This is a genomic window from Virgibacillus phasianinus, from assembly GCF_002216775.1.
Classification (GTDB): domain Bacteria; phylum Bacillota; class Bacilli; order Bacillales; family Amphibacillaceae; genus Virgibacillus_F; species Virgibacillus_F phasianinus.
Genome location: NZ_CP022315.1, coordinates 788,378 through 807,551, shown reverse-complemented (window position 1 = coordinate 807,551; position 19,174 = coordinate 788,378). Strand labels below are relative to the sequence as shown.

At 40.0% G+C, this 19,174-nt stretch carries 19 protein-coding genes, 1 pseudogene and 1 other annotated feature; of the genes and pseudogenes, 11 read left to right on the top strand and 9 right to left on the bottom strand.

What is annotated here, in order from left to right; translation table 11 throughout:
- Positions 1–196: 196 nt before the first annotated feature.
- The 4 genes from ehuA to ehuB all read right to left on the bottom strand — a co-directional run bounded on the left by ehuA (position 197) and on the right by ehuB (position 3,831).
- Positions 197–967 (bottom strand): ectoine/hydroxyectoine ABC transporter ATP-binding protein EhuA, encoded by a 771-nt coding sequence (gene ehuA / locus CFK37_RS04090; protein WP_089060688.1) that lies wholly within the window; start codon positions 965–967, stop codon positions 197–199.
- 511 nt (positions 968–1,478) lie between these two features.
- Complete coding sequence (gene ehuD / locus CFK37_RS04085) at positions 1,479–2,180, bottom strand: ectoine/hydroxyectoine ABC transporter permease subunit EhuD (RefSeq protein ID WP_089060687.1); 702 nt, start codon at positions 2,178–2,180, stop codon at positions 1,479–1,481.
- Positions 2,180–2,878, bottom strand: coding sequence for an amino acid ABC transporter permease (locus tag CFK37_RS04080; RefSeq protein ID WP_089060686.1), 699 nt, complete (start codon positions 2,876–2,878; stop codon positions 2,180–2,182). Before CFK37_RS04080 ends, ehuD begins: the two co-directional genes overlap by 1 nt.
- Positions 2,879–2,940: 62 nt before the next feature.
- The gene (gene ehuB / locus CFK37_RS04075) at positions 2,941–3,831 is read right to left on the bottom strand and encodes an ectoine/hydroxyectoine ABC transporter substrate-binding protein EhuB (RefSeq protein ID WP_089060685.1); all 891 of its coding nucleotides are present in this window, start codon (positions 3,829–3,831) and stop codon (positions 2,941–2,943) included.
- Positions 3,832–4,222: 391 nt separating this feature from the next.
- Here ehuB and CFK37_RS04070 point away from each other — a divergent pair, with 391 nt between their 5' ends.
- From CFK37_RS04070 to ytzI, 3 genes are read left to right on the top strand one after another with little or no spacing between them, the layout of a single operon-like run.
- Positions 4,223–5,137 (top strand): ketopantoate reductase family protein, encoded by a 915-nt coding sequence (locus CFK37_RS04070; protein WP_089060684.1) that lies wholly within the window; start codon positions 4,223–4,225, stop codon positions 5,135–5,137.
- 11 nt (positions 5,138–5,148) lie between these two features.
- Positions 5,149–5,577: a GNAT family N-acetyltransferase gene (locus CFK37_RS04065; protein ID WP_089060683.1), complete on the top strand. Its 429-nt coding sequence runs from the start codon at positions 5,149–5,151 to the stop codon at positions 5,575–5,577.
- 12 nt (positions 5,578–5,589) lie between these two features.
- Positions 5,590–5,745 (top strand): YtzI protein, encoded by a 156-nt coding sequence (ytzI, locus tag CFK37_RS04060; protein ID WP_089060682.1) that lies wholly within the window; start codon positions 5,590–5,592, stop codon positions 5,743–5,745.
- 73 nt (positions 5,746–5,818) lie between these two features.
- Here ytzI and CFK37_RS04055 read toward each other — a convergent pair whose 3' ends face one another.
- Both CFK37_RS04055 and CFK37_RS04050 read right to left on the bottom strand, forming a co-directional pair.
- Positions 5,819–6,799 carry a ring-cleaving dioxygenase gene (locus CFK37_RS04055; protein WP_089060681.1) on the bottom strand — a complete coding sequence of 327 codons (981 nt, stop codon included), beginning with the start codon at positions 6,797–6,799 and terminating at the stop codon, positions 5,819–5,821.
- A 54-nt stretch (positions 6,800–6,853) separates the two neighbouring features.
- On the bottom strand, positions 6,854–7,417 hold the full coding sequence (locus CFK37_RS04050; protein ID WP_281251603.1) for a M15 family metallopeptidase: 564 nt from the start codon (positions 7,415–7,417) through the stop codon (positions 6,854–6,856).
- A 181-nt stretch (positions 7,418–7,598) separates the two neighbouring features.
- On the opposite strand from CFK37_RS04050, the gene CFK37_RS04045 reads away from it, so the two are divergent.
- From CFK37_RS04045 to CFK37_RS04030, 4 genes are all read left to right on the top strand, one after another.
- Entirely contained in the window at positions 7,599–8,222 is a 624-nt protein-coding gene (locus CFK37_RS04045) for a glycerol-3-phosphate acyltransferase (protein ID WP_089060680.1), read from the top strand.
- A gap of 15 nt (positions 8,223–8,237) precedes the next feature.
- Positions 8,238–8,723, top strand: a complete 486-nt coding sequence (locus CFK37_RS04040) for a DUF456 domain-containing protein (protein WP_089060679.1) — start codon at positions 8,238–8,240, stop codon at positions 8,721–8,723.
- A 21-nt stretch (positions 8,724–8,744) separates the two neighbouring features.
- Complete coding sequence (gene thiD / locus CFK37_RS04035) at positions 8,745–9,572, top strand: bifunctional hydroxymethylpyrimidine kinase/phosphomethylpyrimidine kinase (protein WP_089060678.1); 828 nt, start codon at positions 8,745–8,747, stop codon at positions 9,570–9,572.
- 103 nt (positions 9,573–9,675) lie between these two features.
- Positions 9,676–10,545 (top strand): SDR family oxidoreductase, encoded by an 870-nt coding sequence (locus CFK37_RS04030; protein ID WP_089060677.1) that lies wholly within the window; start codon positions 9,676–9,678, stop codon positions 10,543–10,545.
- 58 nt (positions 10,546–10,603) lie between these two features.
- Here CFK37_RS04030 and CFK37_RS04025 read toward each other — a convergent pair whose 3' ends face one another.
- The gene (locus CFK37_RS04025; protein WP_089060676.1) at positions 10,604–11,881 is read right to left on the bottom strand and encodes an MFS transporter; all 1,278 of its coding nucleotides are present in this window, start codon (positions 11,879–11,881) and stop codon (positions 10,604–10,606) included.
- Between the two features lie 126 nt (positions 11,882–12,007).
- Here CFK37_RS04025 and CFK37_RS04020 point away from each other — a divergent pair, with 126 nt between their 5' ends.
- Positions 12,008–12,535 (top strand): GNAT family N-acetyltransferase, encoded by a 528-nt coding sequence (locus CFK37_RS04020; protein WP_089060675.1) that lies wholly within the window; start codon positions 12,008–12,010, stop codon positions 12,533–12,535.
- A gap of 52 nt (positions 12,536–12,587) precedes the next feature.
- Positions 12,588–12,808: a binding site (T-box leader), on the top strand.
- Positions 12,809–12,858: 50 nt separating this feature from the next.
- Positions 12,859–14,298, top strand: a complete 1,440-nt coding sequence (gene proS, locus CFK37_RS04015) for a proline--tRNA ligase (protein ID WP_089060674.1) — start codon at positions 12,859–12,861, stop codon at positions 14,296–14,298.
- A gap of 47 nt (positions 14,299–14,345) precedes the next feature.
- Here the strand turns inward: proS and CFK37_RS04010 are convergent, their stop codons facing one another.
- Positions 14,346–14,825 (bottom strand): glutathione peroxidase, encoded by a 480-nt coding sequence (locus CFK37_RS04010; RefSeq protein ID WP_089060673.1) that lies wholly within the window; start codon positions 14,823–14,825, stop codon positions 14,346–14,348.
- Between the two features lie 264 nt (positions 14,826–15,089).
- Between CFK37_RS04010 and CFK37_RS04005 the strand changes: the two genes are divergently transcribed.
- Both CFK37_RS04005 and CFK37_RS04000 read left to right on the top strand, forming a co-directional pair.
- Positions 15,090–16,100 (top strand): TAXI family TRAP transporter solute-binding subunit, encoded by a 1,011-nt coding sequence (locus tag CFK37_RS04005; protein ID WP_342746740.1) that lies wholly within the window; start codon positions 15,090–15,092, stop codon positions 16,098–16,100.
- A gap of 118 nt (positions 16,101–16,218) precedes the next feature.
- Positions 16,219–18,131, top strand: a pseudogene (locus CFK37_RS04000) (TRAP transporter permease).
- Positions 18,132–18,202: 71 nt separating this feature from the next.
- Here the strand turns inward: CFK37_RS04000 and trhO are convergent.
- Positions 18,203–19,174, bottom strand: a complete 972-nt coding sequence (gene trhO / locus CFK37_RS03995; RefSeq protein ID WP_089060671.1) for an oxygen-dependent tRNA uridine(34) hydroxylase TrhO — start codon at positions 19,172–19,174, stop codon at positions 18,203–18,205.

Here is a 19,174-nt window from a genome sequence, read left to right as displayed (position 1 = left end):
ATTTGCTGTTAAGGCAAATGCCGATTTTCTAAAAGGAACAAAGTAAAATTTGTCTAGTGAAGTGCCCAAGAAGTGCGGACCCAAGCTGATTCCCGGCTGGATTGTTTTAATCAGTCTAATTTTAAAGTTAAAATCAGCACTTTCATATTCCAGTTTGTACATTGCTAGACGAAATGCTTGACCTTATTTATTGAACTCATGTCCTGAATCGATGCAAGAAGCTTTGCAGCCGTTCATTTTCTGAGTTTTCGAGAACCTCCATTGGTGGTCCCTGTTCAGCAATTACACCATTGTCGAGAAAAACAATGCGATCGGCAATGTCTCGGGCAAATTCCATTTCGTGGGTAACGAGAACCATTGCCATTTCACCTTCCTTGGCGATTTCCCGAATTACTTCTAATACCTCACCGACTAATTCAGGGTCCAATGCAGAGGTAACCTCATCAAATAACATAATTTTGGGACGCATAACAAGGGCGCGAGCCATTGCTACACGCTGTTTTTGTCCACCTGAAAGCTGACTTGGATAGTTATCGAGTTTATCCCCTAGTCCAACCTTTTCCAACATTTCAATCGAACGTTCCCTAGCTGAACTTTTATCCTCTTTTTGAACATGTACGGGTGCTGACATGCAATTTTCTAAAATAGTCATATGCGGGAAAAGATTAAAGTGTTGGAACACCATTCCGATATCGCCGCGCACTTGCCGTAAATGTTTCTCATTGGCCGGTACAAGCTGATCCCCTTTTTTCATATGCCACAGGTTTTTTCCATCGACAATAATACTGCCTGCAGTTGGCTGTTCCAGTGTCATCAGCATCCGGATAATGGTTGTTTTACCAGATCCGCTTGGTCCGATGACTGCGACTTTTTCCGCCGGCTTTATGTCTAAATCGATGCCTTTTAATACTTCAACATCACCAAATGATTTATGCACGTCCTGATAACGAACAATTGGTTCAGACATTACATCACTACTCCTTTTCTATTTTTACTGTTTTCGCATAGTTTGTTGCTACTATTACCGCAGTTGATATAAATTGCGACATAACTAAAAATCATGTTTGGTGGCCTAGCGACCGCTACGGAAAAACACTGCGCTTTCCGTGGGCAGCTGATGAGCCTCCTTGCCGGGGCAAGGAAGGGCACTGAAAAAGTGGTGGATTTTAAAAATATAGCTTTTCACCTTTACTTAGCATCTTGAATATACGGAGACTCCTGCGGGAAGTGAGAGATCGGCGAGACCCCGCAGGACGGCAGTCCGAGGAGGCTCGTCACTCGCCCGCGGAAAGCGCAGTATATTCAAGATGCGATGATAGATCCACCTATTTGTGTATTAACGTTACCTTTTTCAGTGCCCTCGGGGCAAGGAGGCTGAAGCCGTGCCCGCGGAAAGCAACGGTCCGCAGCGGAAATCAACCCGGCGCATACGTCGCAGTTTATGGATGTTGTGTCAAAAACAACAATCAGCCTTTCTTTTAATTAGATTTAACTCCTGTTGCTGCTTTTTTATCAAAGCGTCGGTTAAACTTACGTTCGAGTTTATTGACCAATAAGGCTGATGGATAGCTCAGCACAAGGAATAAAATTGCGACTATTGTTAGGGGTTCCAGGTACTTCCAGTGCTCAGCACCGTAATTATTTGCCATTGCCAGAATACCAACGACACCAACTGTTGATGCTAGTGGAACCTCTTTAAACATTATAATTAAGTAATTCCCGAGCATTGGAATGGTGGGTGGTATCGCCTGCGGCAGAATAATTTTTGTCCATTTTCTCCCGGTTGAAAAGTTTAATGCCCTGGAAGCCTCCCATTGCCCTTTATCTACACTGTCAATTCCAGTTCGATAGACTTCTCCGATATATGTGCTGTAGTGTATACCCAGACCAAGAACGGCACTTGTAAATGGGTCTAGTGTCACCCCGATAACAGGTACCATTGGCCATGCATAGTAGATAAAAAATAATTGTACCAGTGGTGGTGTGGATCGAATGAATTCCATAATCCAGGACAGCACCCATCTGATTGGCCTAATTGGGATCTGTTTAACCAGCGTCCAGAAGAATCCAAAGATTAACGCGAACACATAACAGGCAATGGTTAATCCGATTGTTATCCCAAGACCCTGTACTACCATAGGGAATGCATCGAAAAAGATATCCCAGCTCCAATTATTCATTAATTCGCCACCCCTTTCTTAGATGCCTTTTCCATTTTCTTTGTAAGCCAGATTAATGGGAGGGCAAGAATGAAATAGAATACGAGTACTAACAGATAAACGGTAGGCGCCTGAGATAGATTGGAACTTCTTAGAAGATCTCCATAATATAAAATATCTGTCATGCCAATTAATGAAACAAGTGAAGTAGATTTCAGCATTAAGATAAGATAGTTACCAAACTCCGGAAGCATCATACGCAATGCTTGAGGAAAAATAACAAGTCTCATTCGCTGAAATGCCGACATATTTAATGCAGTGGCGGCTTCTGTTTGTCCTTTGGCAACAGACAAAATCGATCCCCGGACGATTTCCGACATGTATGCACCATAATTTAATGAGATTGCCAATACACCAGCCCAAAAGTTACTGCCAATATCGATTCCAAACAAAATTGGCAATGCATAATATAGCCAAAATAATTGCACGATTAAGGATGTTCCGCGAAAAACCTCTACATAAATGCCAGTTAATTTTCGGAGGACAATGTTATTTGAAAGGCGGCAGAATCCAGCGACAAAGGCTGTTAAATAACCTAAGACTATGGAGGCTAGTAGAACGGTTACCGTTATCTCTACGCCTTTTAATAAAACGGGGAAAATTTCAATTATAGCATCAATGATAATCACTCCCTTTTGTTGTAGTGAAAAGTAAAACATAGGGTCTTTGCTCCCTTGGGTGAGGGAGCCAGACCCTATGGAGTGTTCAATTTATTTATAGTTTAGTAAGCTTCACCACTGCAAACTTTTTCTGTAGTGATTCCTTCTGGCACGGAATTATTTTCAGCACTGAATCCATTTGCTTCCAGAAGTTCTTTAACGGTCCCATCTTCTTTTAGTTCAGCTAATTTTTCATTATAAGCTTCACGTAATTTGTCAGCATCTTTATGGAATGCTGCAGCGCCGTAGCTTGGAATTCCTTTTATATCAGGTTGTTCGAAATCAGTTACAAATTCCAGATTATCGGATTTAGATGATTCTAATGCCATCTTAAGTGACATTTCAGTACCGGTTGTAGCAGATGCACGGCCGGATGATACTGCTGAGAATGTTGCCGGTATATCTGGAGCACTTTGAATTTGACCTTCACTTACTCCTTCTGATTTAACATACTCGTTCTCAGTTGCACCCTGCATGATTGATACAGTTGCGTCTTTACTTTCCGCAATATCCTTATAGCTGTGTAGATCTAACGGATTGCCTTTTTGGACAACTAATCCTTCACCATACATCATTTCCGGTTCACCGAAATCGGCATTTTTACAGCGGTCTGGATTAATTGCCATACCGGCTGTAATGACATCAAACTTCCCTGCATTCAGACCAGGTATCAACTGACTGAAATCAGCTAGTTTTCCCTCTACCTTATCTATGCCTAGCTCTTTGAAAACTGCAGTTGCGATATCCACTGCAGCTCCCTTTAATTCACCGCCTTCTTGATATGCATAAGGCTTCTCATTGGCAAAGCCAACGGTAACAGTTCCCTTCTCTTTTAATTTTGCAAGTAAATCTTCGCTGCCGCCATCACTGCTGCCGCTTGATTCTTCTGAACCACATGCTGCCAGTAACAGTAAGGCAAAACAAAAGACAGCTGCCAAGCCTATTTTTTTCATAATCTAAAAAACCTCCCCTTATTTTTTGAAAAAGCATTAAGTAAAGTTCTATGTTTTGATTAATGCTTTACTGAAAATGTACAGTGTGACTATTAAACTAGGTACAAATGACCTCATTTCTGCTAAAAAAAAGTATGTTCAAGCAGACACTCTTTAATATTAGCGATATATCGAATTATTCTCAAACGCTGTATATTTTGATAATTTTAAATAAATAGGCAAATATATTCTATAAAACTATTAAGCTGTATTATACTGTTAATTCCTAATCATATGTTTAATATACATGGATATGCTTCATATTTAGTTCCGAAAAGCAGATAATGGACAAATTCACTGTAAACAAGGTACGATTGGATGTAATAGAATGTACTTGAAGGAGGGGTTTGTAGTGGATATTGTCATAATTGGTGCTGGAGCACTTGGAGCTTATTTCGGAAGTCGTTTTCATGAGGGTGGAGCAAATGTAACATTTCTGGTCCGGGAAGGAAGAGCCAAACAATTAAAAACAAAGGGAATCAAGGTAGCAAGCCCAAAGGGAGACTACAGGATTGATAATCCGAAATATGTGACGGACGTTACTGAAATCAGTCACGCGGACCTAGTATTAGTATGTGTGAAAGGCTATCATGTTCAGGGGACAATAAATGACTTAAAAAGTTTAACTGAAAATGGTGCATATGTGCTGCCAATTTTAAATGGGATTGAGCATGTCAGTATGCTGCAGGATCAGCTTGGCAAAGATTCCGTGCTTGGAGGGCTTTCATTTATTATTGCAACATTAAATGAGGATGGGCATGTTATTCATTCAAGTGACTTCGATAATCTGATTTTTGGACCATTGGAACCAACACAAACAACGATTTGTAAGGAACTTGATGAACTATTGAAGAAAACAAACATCTCTGGAAATAATACTGATGCGATTCTAACTGAGCTTTGGAAGAAGTATATGTTTATTAACGCCTTTTCAGGGATCACAACAGCAACCAATCTATCTATTGGTCCAATTCGCAAGGAAGCGGAAACAATCCGGATTGTTGACATGCTGCTACATGAAATGCAGACGCTTGCCAAGGCATATAAGGTAAAGATTACGGAAGAAGACGTGGAAGAAGCTAAAAATAAGTTACGTGGACTGCCAGACGAAGCGACATCATCTATGCATCAGGATCTAAGAAAGGGAATGACATTGGAAGTTGACCATCTGCACGGTGGTGCAATTCGATTAGCCAAAGCGGTTGGTGTAGAAATGCCGTATACTGAAACAATTTATGGGGTAATCAAACCGTTTGAGAATGCGTAAGGGGCACGAACATGTATAAAATCAGAGAAGCGTTGAAAAGTGATTATCAGGTAATCAAGCAATTGGATGGTTCAGAAAAGAATATGCACCTGAACGTTAATGATAGTATACTAGAAGAGAATATCTATAAAAAATCCCTATGTAACTCGAACTCAAGGTGGTTTCTTGTAGAAAAGTCCCTAGAAGTCAAAGCATTTTTATTCTTTCTGGTGGACCGGGAAAAAAAGGTAGTGGAAATCAAAAAGTTTACGATTAATGATAGTGATAAGAAAAAAGGATTAAATGAACATTTATACAGGAAAGTGGAACAATTTGCTATTCTGCAGGGGATGAAATCTATGCGTGCTGAAATATCCGCGGACCATTTAGATGTTATTGACTTTTTCGAGCGAAAAGGCTGGAATTATAAAAATAATCGTTATGAAAAATATCTGAAATAGGGAGATCCGTGTATGACAGGCTATATCGTTTTAGGGATTATTATTATGCTGACTGTGCTAGCATTGACGTTAATCGCCATTAATAAAGGTTACGCCTTTAAGCACTCAATTGATGCGTTACCGGAAGAAGATGGGAATGAAGACAGGACAAGTGATTATCATAAATAGGTGAAATAAAAACGCTTGGGGTGCAGTTTAAGTTCGGTGCATCCTCAAGCGTTTTTGGGTGTAATTAATTAGATTAATTATGTGGCCTCTTCGTATCCAGTGGCTTTAGGTTCGTTTCAATTTCTTTACGACGATCTTCAAACAGTGGCGGCAGAGCTAATGACTCACCTAAGTGTTCATCATCCTCATCAGTATTAAAGCCCGGACCATCCGTTGCTAATTCAAATAAAATACCATTTGGTTCCCTAAAGTAGAGTGATTTGAAATAAAAGCGATCAACTAATCCGGAATTTGGCAGGCGGGCTGCAACCAACCGGTCTTTCCATTTTGCTAATTCATCTTCATTGTCGACACGAAAAGCAACGTGATGAACACTCCCGCGCCCAGGTCGCTCTTTTGGCAGGTCATCTCTAGTTTCAATATGCACTTCTGCACCTGTTCCACCTTCGCCAGTTGAAAATACAAGGATTTCATTTTGACCATCTATTATTGAAGGATAGGAACCTGTTTGTTTGAATGTTAGAATCTCCGTCAAAATTGCTGTAGTTGGTGCGGCACTTTTTACAGTAAGCTTAACGGGGCCAAGGCCAATTATTCCCTTGTCTGCAGGAACACTGCTGTGAACCCACGTTTTCCCGCCCTTTACCCCAATGTTTGCTTCATCAGATACCAGCATCAATCGTTGCCGTTCGGGATCACGAAACGAAATAATCTTTCGTCCATACTGTTCCTTAATTCCGTCATGGTCTACATCGAATTCCGAGAAACGGCTTTCCCAAAACTCCAAAGCCTTATCATCTGGGACACGTAAAGAAGTTCCGGAAATACTGCCTGTACCTTGATAGGTTGTACCAGCATGTGGTATTTCAAAGAAAGTTAAATCAGTTCCAGGATTTCCAGCCTCATCCGCGTAAAATAGATGATAAACAGATGGATCATCCTGGTTGATCGTTTTTTTGACAAGACGCATGCCAAGTATAGTTGTATAGAAATCATAATTTTGTTTTGCATTGGCTGTAAGGGCTGATACATGGTGAATACCTTTTAGTTCCATAGGGATTCCTCCTTTTATCTTGAAATTAAGTATAGTTTTATTCATTAGACATGTCTATTGATTAGTTTTTGTGTCCGGTCTTACCCCTTTTTTCAATTGATTAATGCTTAAACCAAAGTCCATTTGTAAATGCGGATAATCTTTGAAATTTAACCAATCCCCGCCCCATTCAAATCCTAGGTACTTTGCAATTTCTGCAACCTCATACCAGTCTTCTTTGCCGTTTTTATTTCCATCATAGGTTGTGCTCCAAATTAAGGTTCCATTCTTATTCCTTACTGCGTAATCAATTGCAAGTCCGTAGTTGTGGTAGGATTCGCCCCCCTTAGCATGGGTAACAATGTTTCCACCTGTGGATCTCCCTTGTGCATACAGTTTATCCTGTTGTTTAACGGATCGCCGTGTTTCCGTGATTACCACATCAATTCCAATTGCTGCAGCTTTATCAACCAGTTTATTTTTGTTTTGCTCGACGACGGGATGAAGTTCGGATGGTAAATGAGCATTTTCACCCAAATCAACATAATCGTGATTCATTTTGTTATATAGCATGATTATTCCTGCAAAGAATAAAATAATGATAATCCAAGTTACTATATCTTTATTCCATTTTTTCAATCAAGTAGTTCCCCTTATAATTATATATTTATTTAAATCATATCAAATCTAAATTCAACCTATCAATTAACATTACCTGTTTTATTCTGTAATTAAGATGATGAAACTTTACAAACATATAGACCGTAAAAGGGTTGTGGCGATAAATTTTGATCGTACGAGAAGAGAAAGGAGGAAGTGGATGGTCTACATATTGAGTGTAGTTATTGGCTATTTATTTGGATGTGTTCATGGCTCGCAGATTGTGGGCAAATATAAGAAGGTTGATATTAAGAAAACGGGTGTAAAGAACTCTGGAGCGTCAAATACTACTATATTATTGGGCTTTAAGTATGGCATCATTGTCGCGTTCATCGATATTTTTAAAGCTACGTTATCGATATTATTTTTATTATATATTATACAGGGCCACGGGCTTGCAAAGGAAGAGACAGTCATACTTGTCTATCTCACTACCTTATTTGTTGTTATCGGCCACAATTATCCAGTCACGATGAACTTTAGAGGTGGAAAAGGAACAGCGTCATTGGTTGGTGCCTTCTTGGCTATTGATTGGAAAGTTGCTGTCATTTGTATTGGAACGCTGCTTGTATTATCATTAGTTACTGATTATTTGGTTGTCGGGGTATTCCTCATGTACATCGCATTTATTGTGACATCTTTATATTTTTTCGGAGCAGTAACAGGAGGGATTGCCTTTCTATTGTTTCTAATTAGTTTAATCATGCACTGGGAAAATTATCGACGGATTTTTGCAAAGGATGAAACAAGGATATCCAGTGTTTTTCGGAAAAAAACAGCGTAATCAACGGAGGTTACTATGGTAGATATTCTTATTTGGATTATCATTATCGCATTATTCATAGCTAGTTTCATTGGGATTATATACCCGATTATTCCATCTCCGCTAGTAATTTGGATCGGTTATTTGTTATATCATTTTGGAATTGACCGGACAGAACTGGGGATGTTTTTTTGGATAAGCATGGTCATTTTAACAGTAATACTGATCGTTTCAGACATTATTGCTAATAGCTATTTTGTGAAAAAGTTTGGTGGCAGTAAATGGGGCGAACGGGCAGCAGGTATTGCGGTAATCGTCGGTTCCTTTATCATTCCACCTTTTGGTATATTAATTGTGCCGTTTGTTACAGTGCTTGTCGTGGAAATGATTCAAAAGCGGTCAATGAAAGAAGCTTTTCGTGCATCAATTGGTTCCCTTATCGGTTTTTTAAGTGGAGCAGTTGCAAAGGTTATGATCCAGGCTATTATGATTGTTTGGTTCATTCTTGTTGTACTATTTTAAGTGTAGAAAGGATTTTTTGACATGATTAAACCACCACGTGTAATTACGATTGCCGGTTCCGCAGCGGGGGGAAGCGCAGGAATTCAAGCAGACTTAAAAACATTTCAGGAGCTTGATGTATATGGCATGAGTGTCGTCACAGCAATAGTAGCCAGACACCCGGAAACAAGTAAGAACGTACACTCGCAAACCATTGAGGCGATTGAAGCACAATATGCGACAGCGATGGAACAGGTTGGTGTCGATGCACTCAAAACGGGAATGTTATTTTCACAAGAAGTAATTGAAAAGACGGCTGAAATTATCAGTGCTTCAAACATTGCACATATTGTCATCGATCCGGTCATGGTTGGAAAACTTGACTCAAAATTATTGGAGGACAATGCGATAGATGCAATGAAAAAACAGTTATTGCCGTTAGCCACTATTATTACACCGAATATGCCTGAAGCATCATTTTTGCTGGATGGACGAGTGTTAAAATCAGTGGAGGATTTAAAGCAAGCAGCTATTGATTTGCATGCGAATGGTCCGAAATATGTATTGGTGAAAGGCGGCCGGTTAGATGGCCCAGCTGTTGATGTTCTCTATGATGGATCAGCATTCACTACATTTAAGGCACCACGAATTGACACGGTGAACACGAGTGGTGCAGGCTGTACCTATTCTGCAGCAATTACTGCTGAGCTTGCAAAAGGGAAATCGGTTCATGAAGCGGTTAAGGTTGCCAAAAGCTTTGTTACTACTGCAATTGCCTATGGTTTTTCTTATACAGATTTAGTCGGCCCTACATATCATGCAGCAGAGCGTACACAGGGTGAGGCACATTCGATTGTGATTGGTGAGTGAGTAGGAATATCGTATATGACTTAAAGATTTCCAGTTTTTATCCATTCTGGCATTAAATTTTTTCCAATGGGGAAAATACCCTTTAAAAGGGAGGAATGTACAAATGGATATGCGTTATTTGCAGACTGGTGGACAACCTGCACAAACACAGCCAAAGCAGCCAGGACTAGAGGATAAAATGAATCCTACTCCTAAACAAACCGGTCAGGAGTATGTTGGCAGTGGCAAGCTAACAGGAAAGACTGCTTTAATAAGTGGCGGTGATAGTGGGATTGGACGAGCTGTTGCTATTGCTTATGCCAAGGAAGGTGCTCACGTGGCAATTACCTACCTAGAAGAAGATAGTGATGCGGAAGAAACAAAACGATGCGTGGAAGCGGAAGGTGTACAATGCCTTTTGATCCAAGGAGATGTGAAAGATTCAGGGTTTTGTAAGGAAGCGGTTGACCAAACAGTTGAGTCACTTGGCAGTCTGAACGTCCTTGTCAATAACACGGGAGTCCAATATCCGCAAAATAGTTTGCTTGATATTAGTGATGAACAGTGGGAAGAAACGTTTCAGACGAACATCTTTTCATTCTTTTACATGACAAAAGCGGCCATTCCACATTTAAAAAGTGGGGACACAATCATCTTCACTTCTTCCATAAATGCGCATGTTGGCAATGAAACATTGATTGATTATACTGCGACAAAAGGGGCGATTACAGCATTTGCCAGAAGTATGGCCAGGTCCCTTGCTAAAGACAATATTCGTGTTAATACCGTTGCGCCCGGACCAATCTGGACGCCACTGATTCCATCAACCTTCGACGCAAATAAAGTAGCGAAATTCGGTACGGACACACCACTTGGCAGGCCGGGACAGCCATCTGAGCTTGCAGGTGCATACGTACACCTTGCCTCAGATGAATCAACTTATATGACAGGACAAACCATTCATATAAATGGTGGAATGTATACATCGTCTTAATGGATATATTAAAAGTCGCGCGATAAACATGGTTTTACGCGCGATTTTTAATGGTATTTTAAGTAGTCACATGTTCCATATTTTCTTCAGTAAAATCCAATCCAAATGATTCGGGATTCAGATCTTCTGCCTTTGGCAAGCCCTTTAAACGCGGATGAAGAAACCAGACAATAGAGATAAATACGATACCTAACCCGGTTAAGGCGAATACCCATGTTGGGCTCGTAACGGTTGCAAAATATCCCCCCGCTAATGAACCGATTGGCATGGCGATTGTACCCATACTGGCAGAAACTGAATTCACTCGGCCAAGAATACGATTAGGTACAACTGATTGAACGGCAGCCGCAAATATTACATTTGTTCCTCCAATCGGAATCCAGGCAATTCCGTATAAGGCTACAGCAATATATGTCCATGGTAGAATAGCAGATAAAAACCAACATATCGCACCAATAAAAAAGGCAAATATAGAAAAGACGCCCAAGCGGAACTTCCCCATCCACCCAGCCAATAGGGCTCCAATTAACCCGCCGGTTGACATCGACGCTAGATAAAATCCATAAATCTCTGCTCCGCCCTGTTCATCTGCGAATGCTGGAAGGACAGCAAGCGCACCGCCAATGGCAAAGTTAGCTACAATGGAGCCAATTAAGAAAGTGGCCATGAGTGAACCAAATACAATGGAAAACCCTTCATTAAGTTCGTGAAAATAGGTTTTTAACCCCTGCTTTATCCCCTTTTTTGTTGAATCCGCCTTTTCGCTTTGATGCGGTATTTTCAACAAACTGAACAAAATAGCTGCAATCGCAAAAGTTATGGAATCTGCGAGATATAAGGTGATTGCGCCTACAAATGCAACCAGCAAGCCTGAGATCGCATTAAATACCATGTCAATTCCCTGATAGGCGAATGAAAAATAGGAATTCCCTTTTATCAACTCCTTTTTGGACAATATAATTGGTAATGCTTTTGATTGGGAGGGGTAGGCGAATTGTTCAATAAAGGCAACAATCGGCATAACGATTAACACAATCTGAACAGTTATTGCATCATAATAATAGGTTATAGGAATGATCAATATTAAAGCTGCTTGTAAAACCTGAGTGGTAATCAGCGTTCGTTTCACCGGCCAGCGATCAACAAAAGGCCCGGATATAAATTGAAGTGCCATAGGAAGTAATGTTAAAAAACCTGCCAATCCTGAGTAAAATGCATTCCCACCAAGCGAGTATACTAGCCACATCGCTGCCACATAATAGATACTATCCCCGATGTTTGTTATAATTCTACCTAATAATAAAACTAAAAAATTCTTGTTTTTTAAGATTTCCATTTTAGATTGACCCCTGTCTTGGTTCCTTTTTATAACCTTAGTTTATCGGATGGAACTGTTATGCATAACAACCTTTAGATTGTTTTTGTATCAGTCTTAAGACTGAGTTCGGAAGGAGGATATTAAATGACTTTTAAAACAAATACTTTTGCTGGCTATCAGGTTCGCAGAGCAACGAAGGAAGAAGCCCCTGCCGTCATTAATATGCTGATAAACGCTGCCAGATGGTTAAAAGAAAATGGTATTAATCAGTGGAGTTACTTACATAGTGGAAAAGAAAATCACGAGATTGAATCCGCAGTTAGTAAAGGTACGACCTATGTTGTGGAAGATACTACCGGTAATTTGGTAGCCTCTTTTAACCTATCTCCTGAACAAAATGACTGGGATACTGAATTATGGGGCATTCATCCGAACCAGTCCTTTTATCTGCATCGATTAGTGGTTGAGCGTGATCAACATAACAAACAGTTAGGTAAGCGATTGTTGGCTTGGATGCTGGAAAGTATGGAAACTGGTGGTTCCATTCGGTTAGACTGTATTGGTCACAACACAGTGCTGAATCAGTTTTATAATGATTCCGGTTTCACATTCGTTGGATCTCATGATATGGGCGGGGAATTGTTTTCAAAATACGAACACAGTCTGGAATAAATGATGCGAACTTGACTTTATCTGCGACTGGATATATATTTAAATCAATAATATAGAAACGTTGAGAAGGATTAGTATAATTTGGTTTGTTTTTAAGAGAGGGAATGGGTGGTGCGAATTCCTAAAACACAAATTAGAACCTGCCTTTAAGTTCGTCATCGGAAAAGCTATTGCTCAGAAGATGTACGCGGTATTTTACCGTTATCAGGCTAAGTGTACAGGATGTATGATTCCTGTAAACAAGGGTGGTACCACCAAACCTCGGTCCCTTATACGGATGGAGGCTTTTTTACGTTTAAAATTTTAAAAGGAGGAACTATATAATGGGTAAGAAAAATAAACAATTTGTTGAGAAAATAACGGCAATGGAAGATGATTTCGCAAAGTGGTATACCGATGTTGTGAAACAAGCCGACTTAGTCGACTATGGACAAGTGCGGGGAACGATGATTATTAAGCCGTATGGATATGCGATCTGGGAAAATATTCGCAATGAGTTAGATAAGATGATTAAAGATACAGGACATTCCAATGTTGCCTTTCCTTTATTCATACCAGAAAGTCTTCTGCAAAAAGAAAAAGACCATGTTGAAGGATTTGCACCAGAAGTGGCCTGGGTGACACATGGTGGAGATGAGGAATTAACGGAACGAATCGCTGTCCGGCCAACTTCTGAAGCGCTTTTCTGTGATTATTATTCCAAAAATATTCATTCTTATCGCGACTTGCCAATGCTGTACAATCAATGGGCAAACGTTGTACGCTGGGAAAAAACAACTCGTCCATTCCTTCGTTCTTCAGAATTCCATTGGCAGGAGGGGCATACTGCACATGCGACAGATGAAGATGCATCGAAGGAAACGGAAAGAATGCTCGGGGTTTATGCAGATGTGGTTGAGAAATACCTAGCAATCCCTGTGTTAAGAGGTCGCAAAACCGATAAAGAAAAGTTTGCAGGAGCAAATTATACATTGACAATCGAAAGTCTAATGCATGATGGAAGGGCGTTACAATCCGGAACATCCCATCATTTCGGTTCTGGTTTTGCGGAAGCTTTCGATATAACGTATTTGGATGAAAACGGTGAAAGTCAGTTTGTACATCAAACATCCTGGGGACTTTCCACGCGTATCATGGGCGGATTAATTATGGTGCATGGAGATAACCGCGGTTTAGTCGTTCCTCCCCGTATTGCACCAACTCAGGCAATGATTGTTCCTGTTGCCCAGCATAAGGAAGGTGTACTGGATAAAGCTTATGACCTTCGCGATCAGCTGAAAAAGGTAATCCGTGTTGGAATTGATGCCAGTGACAAATCACCTGGCTGGAAGTTTAATGAATATGAAATGAAGGGTATCCCAATCCGAATTGAAATCGGACCAAAGGATATAGAAAAAGAACAGGCAGTGATTGTCCGACGTGATATCGGCGATAAGGAATTCGTAGCACTAAGTGAGTTGGAAGCACGTGTAGTTGAAGTCCTGGAAGAAATTCAGACTAGTTTGTTTGAAAAAGCATTGGCACACCGGACGGAAAGAACATCGGTTGCAACTACCTTAGAAGAATTCAAACAAACGCTTGATGAAAAGCAAGGATTTATTAAGGCTATGTGGTGTGGTGATCAGGCCTGTGAGGAAAAAATTAAGGAAGAGACAATGGCAACTTCCCGTTGTATTCCCTTTGAACAGGAGAAGATTGCCGATAAATGTGTATGCTGCGGAACCGAAGCAAAAGAATTGGTTTATTGGGCAAAGGCCTATTAATAGTTAAATCAAAAAGAAGCTGTCACAATGGACAGCTTCTTTTTGACTTATGCGTTTAATGCTTTTTCAATGTCGTCTTTAATATTTTCTGGCTTAGTTTGCGGGGCGAACCGATTGATTACCTCACCCTTCGTATTAATTAAAAACTTGGTGAAATTCCACTTGATTTGTTTGGTCAGCATTCCAGGAGCTTCCTTTGTAAGATACTGGAATAATGGATGGGCCTGATCGCCTTTAACATCTATTTTGCTAAACATTTGAAAGGTAACACCATAATTCCGCTGGCAAAAATCGGATATTTCCTCGTTTGAACCGGGATCCTGATTATTAAACTGATTACAAGGGAAACCGAGAATTTCTAAACCCTGATCCTTATAGTCATCATATAATTTCTGAAGTCCTTCAAACTGTGGAGTGAAGCCACATTCACTTGCGGTATTTACAATTAATACCACTTTTCCTTCATACTCATGCAACGACTTTTCTTCTCCCATAAGGGTTTTTGCCGAATAATCATAAATGGTCATATCTGCGACCTCCTTGCATTAAAATATAGCAACAGTGTTAATACATGTCAAAAATGGTGATTTATTTTTCGGATACATTACTAAAAGTTGTCTGAGTCCGCATATAATAAGCAATTGGAATTATTTTAAAACTTGTAGGATTAACTAAATTAGGTTAAAATACTTAGTAAAACGTTATCATTTTTATTGGAAACGTGTTCATATGTATTTGAAACATATTTTCAATATGTTTTAGATAAATAAAAAAATAGGGGGGACATTATTTTGAGGAAAAAGAGTTTAGTATTATTAATGCTTCTTCTTGCTGTCGGCATGATACTTAGTGCATGTGGCGAAAGCGGCAAAGGTGGAAGCAGTGATGGCGGCGGTGACAGCGGTGGAGATCCAAAAACAAATCTGACCATGGGAACCGGAAGTGTCGGTGGAGTCTATTATCCGCTTGGCGGGGAAATGGCTAATCTATGGAAAGATAATATCGACGTTGACGGCTTTGATGTTAGTTCAGTAGAATCTGGTGCATCTGTTGAGAATATTGCCAAGATCCAATCAGGTGATTTCCAACTTGGAATTGCACAGAATACGACAATGCTTGATGCTGTTGCTGGTGAAGGAGAATTTAAAGGTAAAGAAATAGATAACGTAGCAGTTATTGGTTCACTATACCCTGAGGCAGTTCAAGTAGCAACACTTAAGTCAACTGGAATTGAATCAATTGCTGATTTAAAAGGTAAAAAAGTTGCAATTGGACCTCCAGGTGGAGCAACCCGTGCAGCTGCTGAATTAATTTTGAAAGCATATGGTATTGAAGAAGGCGACTATGAAGCATATGAGGAAGGCTTTGGAGATGCTAAGAGTAAGCTTCAAAATGGAACAATCGATGCATCGATTGAGGTTGTAGGTGTACCATCTTCTTCAACCGATGAATTACAAGCTGCAACAAAAGAAGTTAAGTTACTGGATATTGAAGGTGACGCATTAAAAGAAGTCACTAAAAACAGCCAGTATGAAGCATACACAGTTGAGCCTGGAACATATGACTGGTTAGATGAACCAGTACAAACTGTAACGGCTATGGCGCTTCTTCTTGGGTCAAAAGACCAAGTGAGTGAGGATCTTGCATATCAACTGACAAAAACGTTGTATGAAAAGTCAGGCGATATGACAATTGCTCAAGCGAAACTAATTACAAAAGACAACGCACTTAAAGGTGTAGGGGATTTACCACTGCATCCTGGTACTGAAAAGTATTTTAAAGAAGTCGGCATTATAGAATAATAGGAATGAAAGAACCGGACGAACGTGTCCGGTTCTTTACCCTCTTTAATAGAGGGAGGGAACGGAGGTTACGTTATTGGCTATACAAGATACTGGACAAATAGATAAAGATGAATTGATGGCAAAGTATGATAAGGAAAGTGCTTTTCGTACAAACTTAGGTGCCTGGGGCTGGGTAACTCTGATTATTGGTAGTGCATTAACCATTTTTCAGCTATACACAGCATTTTATGGAGCGAAAGTTTCACTGATACAAGGTGCCATTCATCTGGGAGCAGGGCTGAGTCTGGTGTATTTACTTTATCCAATTAAATCATCCATGACAAAGCGTAGAGGTGTTCCATGGTATGATGCATTATTAGCACTTGCTGCATTATTTACGAACTACTATATTATATTTAATTATGAGCGACTCATAAATAACGCAATTATTTTTGGCTTTACCTATACAGACCAAATTGTTGCAACAGCAGGAATCATTTTACTACTAGAGGCAACAAGACGAGTTGTTGGACTTCCAATCGTTATCATCGCTATTCTAGCTCTACTATACGGTTTGCTTGGTCAATATATTCCGGTTATCGGACATGCTGGATATGACTGGCCGTCACTAGCTACTGAAATGTTTTTTAGCTCAAGCTCCATATTTGGTATTCCTATTCAAATTTCATCCACATACATTTATTTGTTCTTATTCTTCGGGGTTATGTTAGTTAAAACAAATATTGGACAATTTTTTAATGATATCGCTTTGCGTTTGACAGGAAGATATACAGGGGGAACTGCTAAGGCAGCAGTTGCTGCAAGCGGACTGCAGGGTATGGTAAGTGGTAGTTCCGTTGCAAACACTGTTGGTTCTGGTTCTTTTACCATTCCAATGATGAAGAATGCAGGATTTAAACCCCACTTTGCTGCTGCAACAGAAGCATCAGCATCAACTGGTGGACAAATTATGCCGCCAATTATGGGAGCCGCAGCATTTATAATGGCATCCTACACTGGTATACCTTATAACGATATCATTGTTATCGCGATTATCCCTGCAATTCTTTATTTCTCAGGTGTATTTATGGGTACCCACTTTGAGGCGCGAAAACAAGGGATTTTAGGGCTTAAGAAGGAACAGCTTCCGAAAACAAAAAATCTGATCAAACGATTAGACTTATTTATCCCACTAATTATTATTATCGGTTTTCTATTAGTTGGATACACACCGACATATGCAGCTTTATTCGCTATTGGGCAGCATTTGTGATTAGCTTTTTTAGGAAAGACACTAGATTATCATTTAAGGGTATCATAAAAATCCTGGAAGAAGGGGCAAGAACTGCGTTACCAGTTATCGCGGCCTGTGCAACTGCAGGTATTATTGCAGGCACCGTAACTACTACAGGCCTAGGGCCAAAAATAGCTGGTGGTATTATTGATCTAGCCCAAGGACAGTTCTTCCTAGTTATGTTCTTTACAATGGTTGCATGTATTATTTTGGGTATGGGATTACCTACTACAGCAAACTATGTTGTAACAGCGACGATGGCTGCACCCGCTTTACTAGCATTTGATGTTCCGGTAATTGCTGTACACATGTTTGTGTTTTACTTCGGGATTGTGGCAGATATAACACCACCTGTTTGTTTAGCTGCATACGCCGGGGCAGGAATAGCTGGGGCCAATCCGATGAAAGCCGGGGTAACTGCTGTTAAACTGGCAATCGCGGCATTTATTATTCCATATATGTTTGTCTCACAGCCAATTCTTCTATTACAGGGGGATGCCAATGTGATGAACGTTTCCATAGCGGTAATTACAGCTATGCTTGGTATGGCAAGTATAAGTGCCGGAATGATTGGGTATTTTGTCAGCAAAGTTAACTGGTTTGAACGTCTTTTCCTATTCGCTGGAGGATTATTGCTGGTATATCCAGACATAATATTCTCAGTTGTCGGCCTAATTATTTTTGGCATTATCGCGGCAATTCAGTTTATGCGAAACAAATCGGATAAATTAGGTGGTAGTCAACAATCAGCATAATAAAAATAAAAGGTAGATCAGCAATTAAGCTGATCTACCTTTTTAAATAATAAGAATCGATAATCAATTGTTTACACTGTTTGGTTCTTTTCTTCCTCAATTTTATTTAATCGCTCCTGTACTTCTTCCTCTGTTAATCCGTGTTCCTGAACGTACATATTACGCGGGCTAGTCCTGCATTCGTGTGAGCATCCTCGCAAATATTTATGTTCATTTTCCTCTGAACAGATCATTTGTCTGTTGCATGGGGGATTAGCGCAATTAGCATACCGTTCACATGGCTGGCCGTCAAAATAGTCAACACCGACTACCACATGCTCTTTATGGTTAACTGGAACAGATATGCGTTCATCAAATACGTAACATTGTCCGTCCCATAGTTCCCCTTGTACCTCCGGATCTTTACCGTACGTAACAATTCCACCGTGCAATTGTGCTACATCTTCAAAGCCTTCTTTAACTAACCAGCCCGAAAATTTCTCGCAACGGATTCCGCCTGTACAATAGGTTAAAATGCGTTTTCCTTCGATAAGATCTCTATTTTCTTTTACCCATTCCGGTAATTCACGGAAGGTTTCAATGTCAGGGCGAATTGCACCACGAAAGTGTCCCAAATCAAACTCATAATCATTTCGGGCATCTAAGACAATTGTATTTTCATCCTGCATTGCCTTGAAAAACTCTTTTGGCTTCAAATGTGTTCCAGTTGTTTGGTTTGGATTAATATCATCTTCAAGGCGGAGCGTTACTAATTCATTACGTGGGCGTACATGCATCTTTTTAAATGCATGACCATCATGCTCATCTACTTTAAACGCCATATCGGCAAAGCGCGGATCATTGTGCATGGCTTCCATGTAAGCATTCGTTTGTTCAACAGTTCCTGAAACAGTTCCATTGATTCCTTCCTGTGCAACTAGTATTCTTCCTTTTAATTCCAAATCCTTGCAATACTGCAAATGATCCTTTGCAAATTGTTCCGGATCCTCTATGTGTACATAATTATAGTACAATAATACTTGATATTCCTTCTTATCTGGCAT

What these genes read in the sequence shown, in the direction of transcription:
- ehuA (WP_089060688.1), bottom strand. Translation starts at nt 967, where the DNA reads ATGTCTGAACCAATTGTTCGTTATCAGGACGTGCATAAATCATTTGGT.
- ehuD (WP_089060687.1), bottom strand. Translation starts at nt 2,180, where the DNA reads ATGAATAATTGGAGCTGGGATATCTTTTTCGATGCATTCCCTATGGTA.
- CFK37_RS04080 (WP_089060686.1), bottom strand. Translation starts at nt 2,878, where the DNA reads ATGTTTTACTTTTCACTACAACAAAAGGGAGTGATTATCATTGATGCT.
- ehuB (WP_089060685.1), bottom strand. Translation starts at nt 3,831, where the DNA reads ATGAAAAAAATAGGCTTGGCAGCTGTCTTTTGTTTTGCCTTACTGTTA.
- CFK37_RS04065 (WP_089060683.1), top strand. Translation starts at nt 5,149, where the DNA reads ATGTATAAAATCAGAGAAGCGTTGAAAAGTGATTATCAGGTAATCAAG.
- ytzI (WP_089060682.1), top strand. Translation starts at nt 5,590, where the DNA reads ATGACAGGCTATATCGTTTTAGGGATTATTATTATGCTGACTGTGCTA.
- CFK37_RS04055 (WP_089060681.1), bottom strand. Translation starts at nt 6,799, where the DNA reads ATGGAACTAAAAGGTATTCACCATGTATCAGCCCTTACAGCCAATGCA.
- CFK37_RS04045 (WP_089060680.1), top strand. Translation starts at nt 7,599, where the DNA reads ATGGTCTACATATTGAGTGTAGTTATTGGCTATTTATTTGGATGTGTT.
- CFK37_RS04040 (WP_089060679.1), top strand. Translation starts at nt 8,238, where the DNA reads ATGGTAGATATTCTTATTTGGATTATCATTATCGCATTATTCATAGCT.
- thiD (WP_089060678.1), top strand. Translation starts at nt 8,745, where the DNA reads ATGATTAAACCACCACGTGTAATTACGATTGCCGGTTCCGCAGCGGGG.
- CFK37_RS04030 (WP_089060677.1), top strand. Translation starts at nt 9,676, where the DNA reads ATGGATATGCGTTATTTGCAGACTGGTGGACAACCTGCACAAACACAG.
- CFK37_RS04025 (WP_089060676.1), bottom strand. Translation starts at nt 11,881, where the DNA reads ATGGAAATCTTAAAAAACAAGAATTTTTTAGTTTTATTATTAGGTAGA.
- CFK37_RS04020 (WP_089060675.1), top strand. Translation starts at nt 12,008, where the DNA reads ATGACTTTTAAAACAAATACTTTTGCTGGCTATCAGGTTCGCAGAGCA.
- proS (WP_089060674.1), top strand. Translation starts at nt 12,859, where the DNA reads ATGGGTAAGAAAAATAAACAATTTGTTGAGAAAATAACGGCAATGGAA.
- CFK37_RS04010 (WP_089060673.1), bottom strand. Translation starts at nt 14,825, where the DNA reads ATGACCATTTATGATTATTCGGCAAAAACCCTTATGGGAGAAGAAAAG.
- trhO (WP_089060671.1), bottom strand. Translation starts at nt 19,174, where the DNA reads ATGCCAGATAAGAAGGAATATCAAGTATTATTGTACTATAATTATGTA.